This is a genomic window from Streptomyces sp. SID11385 (genome assembly GCF_010548245.1).
Taxonomy (GTDB): Bacteria; Actinomycetota; Actinomycetes; order Streptomycetales; family Streptomycetaceae; genus Streptomyces.
In genome coordinates this window covers 1-4343 of sequence record NZ_JAAGLR010000483.1, presented here as the reverse complement: position 1 = coordinate 4343, position 4343 = coordinate 1, and the positions used below count along the sequence as shown (strand labels likewise).

Genomic DNA, 4343 nt, shown 5'->3' with positions numbered 1-4343 from the left:
CGCGGCGCGCGGTGGCGGCGTCGGCGGCGATGCGGGCGCAGTCGGCGAGCGACCTGAGGGCGTGCAGCCCGGGGCGCAGCCCGCCGTCCGGGCCGAACAGGCCGCGCAGGGGCGGCAGTACGGGGTTCGCTCCGGTGGCGAGGACGACGTCGTCGTACGGCTCCTCGCTCCCGTCCGCGAGGCGGAGCGTGCGCCCGGCGACGTCGAGCGCGACGACCTCGTTCCCGGTGCGCACGCGCGCCTCGCCGGTGGGCAGGGCGAGGTCGGCGGGGCGGTGGAGCCCGGTGAGCACATCGGCGACGAGCGCCCGGTTGTACGGGGCGACCGGCTCCCCGCCGTACAGCGTGACCTCGGCGTCGGCGCCGTGCTCGGCGAGTTGCTGGGCGAAGCGGGCGGCGGCCATCCCGGCGCCGACGACGGCGATACGGGCGCTCATCGGGCGGCCTCGGGACGCGGGGCGCCGTTCGGCGCGAGGTCTCGTACGCGGTCTCGCGTGCCGTCCTCGGGAGCCGGCGCCGCCGCCTCCACCCGTACCGCGCACACCTTGAACTCCGGCATCCGCGAGACCGGGTCGAGCGCCGGGTTCGTGAGGGTGTTGGCGCGGCCCGCGCCGGGCCAGTGGAAGGGCATGAAGACGGTGTCGGGGCGGATCGCGGTGCTCAGGCGGGTCGGAGCGGTGACGGTGCCGCGGCGGCTCGTCACGGTGAGCGGCGCGCCCTCGGTGGCGCCGAGGCTCGCCGCGAGGTGCGGGTGGATCTCGACGTACGGGCCGGGGTCCGCCGTCGTGAGGGCGGGGACGCGGCGGGTCTGGGCGCCGGACTGGTAGTGGTGCACGGTGCGGCCCGTGGTGAGGCGCAGGGGGTAGGCGGCGTCGGGTTCCTCGGCGGCGGGGCGGTGGGAGGGCGCGGCGAAGCGGGCGCGGCCGTCGGGGTGGGCGAAGCGGTCGAGGAAAAGGCGCGGGGTGCCGGGGTGGGCGGGCGCGGGGCAGGGCCAGTGCAGGGCCTCGCCGGCCGCGAGCCGCGCGTAGGAGATGCCCGCGTAGTCGGCGGGGGCGCCCTCGGTGGCGCGGCGCAGTTCGGCGAAGACCTCCTCGGGGTCCTCGGGGAAGCCGCCCGGGTGTCCGAGGCGGGCGGCGAGCGCGTGCAGGACGTGGAGGTCGGTGCGTACCCCGGCGGGCGGGTCGAGCGCGGCGCGGCGCAGCAGGACGCGGCCCTCCAGGTTGGTGAGGGTGCCCGTCTCCTCCGCCCACTGGGCCACGGGCAGGACGACGTCGGCGAGCCGGGCCGTCTCGGAGAGCACGACGTCGCACACCACGAGGTGGTCGAGGGCGCGCAGGCGCTCGGTGACGTGTCCGGCGTCGGGCGCGGAGACGACGGGGTTGGAGCCCATGACGAGCAGGCTCCGTACCCCGTCCGGCCGCCCGGCCCGGTCGAGGAGTTCGTACGCCGAGGTGCCCGCCCCCGGCAGCTCCTCGGGCGCGACCCCCCACACGGCGGCGACGGCCGCGCGGTCGGCGGGGTCGGTGAGCGAGCGGTAGCCGGGCAACTGGTCGGCCTTCTGGCCGTGTTCGCGTCCGCCCTGCCCGTTGCCCTGCCCGGTGAGGCAGCCGTACCCGCTGTACGGGCGCCCGGCGCGTCCCGTCGCGAGGCACAGGTCGATCCACGCGCCGACCGTCGCGGTGCCTTTGCTCTGCTGCTCGGGGCCGCGCGCGGTGAGCACCATGGCGTGCTCGGGCGCGGTGAAGAGGTCGGTGGCTTCCCGTAGTTGGGAGACGGAGACGCCGGTGAGGGCTTCGACGCGTTCGGGCCAGTGCGCCATCGCGGCGGCGCGCGCGGCGTCGAACCCGTGCGTGCGTTCCGCGACGAAGTCCTTGTCGACGTGCCCGCCCGCGATGACGAGGTGGAGGAGGCCGAGCGCGAGCGCCAGGTCCGTGCCGGGCAGCGGCTGGAGGTGGAGGTCGGCCAGCTCGGCCGTGCGGGTGCGGCGCGGGTCGATGACGATCAACGTGCCGCCGTTCTCCCGCAGTTCGCGCAGGTACCGGACGGCGGGCGGCATCGTGTCGGCCGGGTTGGAGCCGACGAGGAGCACGCAGCCGGTGCGGGGGATGTCGGCGAGCGGGAAGGGCAGGCCGCGGTCGAGGCCGAAGGCGGCGCGCGAGGCGGCGGCGGCCGAGGACATGCAGAAGCGGCCGTTGTAGTCGATCGCCGGGGTACGGAGCGCGACGCGCGCGAACTTGCCGAGCAGGTAAGCCTTTTCGTTGGTGAGCCCGCCCCCGCCGAAGACCCCGACGGCGGCGCGGCCGTGCTCGGCGGCGGTGTCGCGGAAGGCGGCGGCGACCCGGTCGAGCGCCTCGTCCCACGTCGCGGGCCGCAGCGCGCCCGCCGCATCGCGCACCAGGGGTTCGGTGAGGCGCGCGCCGGGGGCGAGGACGGCCGCCGCGTTCTGCCCCTTGCCGCACAACGCGCCCCGGTTGACGGGGAATTCCTCGCGCCCGGAGACCTCGGGCACCCCGCCGTCGACCGGCACGCGCAGCCGCATCCCGCACTGGAGGGCGCAGTACGGGCAGTGGGTCTCGGTCGTGGTCTCGGTCGCGGTCCCGGTCGTGGTCATGCGTCCGAGCCTCGCGGGGGGCGGTTTCGCCGGCGGGGCGGGCGCGTTGCCCGCGCGGTACGGCTCGCGCACAGCGCCTCCCGGGCGCGGTGCGGCGTACGACATCTTCCGTAACACGGCGGGCCGGGGCGGTAACCCGGCCGTGATCATGGGGCAACGGCCGGGAAACGGCGCGCGCGGAGCCTGCGGTCATGAAGGCCGGTACGAGGGAGACGGCCGCGGCGCTCACCGGTTTCACGGTGGGCGTGACGGCGGCCCGCAGACGCGAGGAACTGACCGCGCTGCTGCGGCGGCGCGGGGCCAGGGTGGTCGAGGCGCCGACGCTGCGCATCGTGCCGCTGGAGAACGACGCGGAGTTGCGCGCGGCGACGGAGCGGTGTCTCGCCGCCCCGCTCGACTACGTCGTGGCGACGACGGGCGTCGGCTGGCGCGGCTGGATGAGCGCGGCCGAGGGCTGGGGGCGCGGCGCGGCGCTGACGGCGGCGTGCCGCGAGGCGCGGGTGCTCTCGCGCGGGCCGAAGGCGACGGGGGCGGTGCGGGCGAGCGGGATGACGGAGGCGTGGTCGCCCGCCTCGGAGGCGGTGGACGAACTGCGCGACCACCTGCTCGGGCACGAGCTGGCGGGGCGGCGCGTCGCGGTGCAGGAGCACGGCACTCCGCTGCCGGGGTTCGTCGCGGCACTGCGGGAGCGCGGCGCGGAGGTCGTCGAGGTGCCCGTCTACCGGTGGGCTCCGGCCGAGGATCTCGACCCGGCGCGGCGGCTCGCGGAGTCGACAGCGCGGGGCGACGTGCACGCGCTGCTGTTCACCTCGGCACCCGCGATCACGTCCTTCCTGGACCAGGCGGCGGCGACGGGCCGCTACGAGGCGGTCCTCGCCCGCCTGCGCACGGACGTGCTGCCGCTGTGCGTGGGGCCGGTGTGCGCAAGGCCCCTGCACGACGCGGGAGTCGAGCCCATCTGGCCCGAACGGGGCAGGCTCGGCGCGATGGTGCACCTGCTGACCGCCGAACTCCCCGCCCGCGACCGCCACTCCATCCCCACGCCGGACGGCGAACTGACCCTCCAGGGCAACGCGTTGCTCCTGGGCGAGGAGGCGGTATGGCTCACGCCGACCTCGGCGGGCGTCCTGCGCGCCCTCGCCGAACGCCCCGGCTGGGTCGTGAGCCGCCCCGACCTGCTCCGCCGCGTCTGGCCGGGCCAGGAGGCGGACGAACACGCGGTGGAGACAGCGGTGACGCGCCTGCGCGCGGCACTGGGACCGCTGGCGGGACTGGTCCGGACGGTGCCGAAGCGGGGGTATCGGCTGGAGGCGGGGAGGTGAGGGGGGTGGAAACGCACGGCGGGACGGGACGGAGCAGGGCGCCGCGAGGGGCCCTGCTCCGGGCTCCCACGCTCCTCGCGCTCGCGCACGGCACGCGTGATCCCGAAGGGGTCCGGGTGGTAAGGGACTTGGTGGACCGGGTACGACTGGCACGGCCGGAGGTGCGCGTCGAGCTGGCCTGGCTCGGCCTCGTGCAACCGTCCGTACCGGAAGCGCTCGCCGCGCTGACGGGGCCCGTCGTGGCCGTACCGCTGCTGCTCGCGCGGGGCTACCACGTACGGGCCGACATCCCGACCCTGCTCGCGGAGAGCGGCCGGGCGGACGTCACGGTGGCGCAGGCGCTGGGCCCCTCGCCCCTGCTCGCGAAGGCTCTGGCGGCGCGGCTGGAGGAGGCGGGCCGCCGGGCGGGCC

Annotated in this window: 4 protein-coding genes; 2 read left to right on the top strand and 2 right to left on the bottom strand. The window is 76.9% G+C overall.

Annotated elements, in window-relative coordinates; genetic code table 11:
* Positions 1–436 (bottom strand): FAD-dependent oxidoreductase (locus G3I42_RS14725; protein WP_164286108.1); only part of this gene is annotated, 436 nt, incomplete at its 3' end.
* Positions 433–2610 carry a molybdopterin oxidoreductase family protein gene (locus G3I42_RS14720; RefSeq protein WP_164286106.1) on the bottom strand — a complete coding sequence of 726 codons (2178 nt, stop codon included), beginning with the start codon at positions 2608–2610 and terminating at the stop codon, positions 433–435. The genes G3I42_RS14720 and G3I42_RS14725, both read right to left, overlap by 4 nt.
* Positions 2611–2801: 191 nt before the next feature.
* Between G3I42_RS14720 and G3I42_RS14715 the strand changes: the two genes are divergently transcribed.
* Together G3I42_RS14715 and G3I42_RS14710 are read left to right on the top strand one after the other, a co-directional pair.
* Entirely contained in the window at positions 2802–3932 is a 1131-nt protein-coding gene (locus tag G3I42_RS14715) for a uroporphyrinogen-III synthase (protein ID WP_164286104.1), read from the top strand.
* A 5-nt stretch (positions 3933–3937) separates the two neighbouring features.
* On the top strand, positions 3938–4343 hold a 406-nt coding region (locus tag G3I42_RS14710; protein WP_203606819.1), incomplete at its 3' end, for a CbiX/SirB N-terminal domain-containing protein.

Bases quoted from the DNA above. Each gene is read 5' to 3' on its own strand.
- G3I42_RS14720 (WP_164286106.1), bottom strand. From the start codon at position 2,610: ATGACCACGACCGGGACCGCGACCGAGACCACGACCGAGACCCACTGC.
- G3I42_RS14715 (WP_164286104.1), top strand. From the start codon at position 2,802: ATGAAGGCCGGTACGAGGGAGACGGCCGCGGCGCTCACCGGTTTCACG.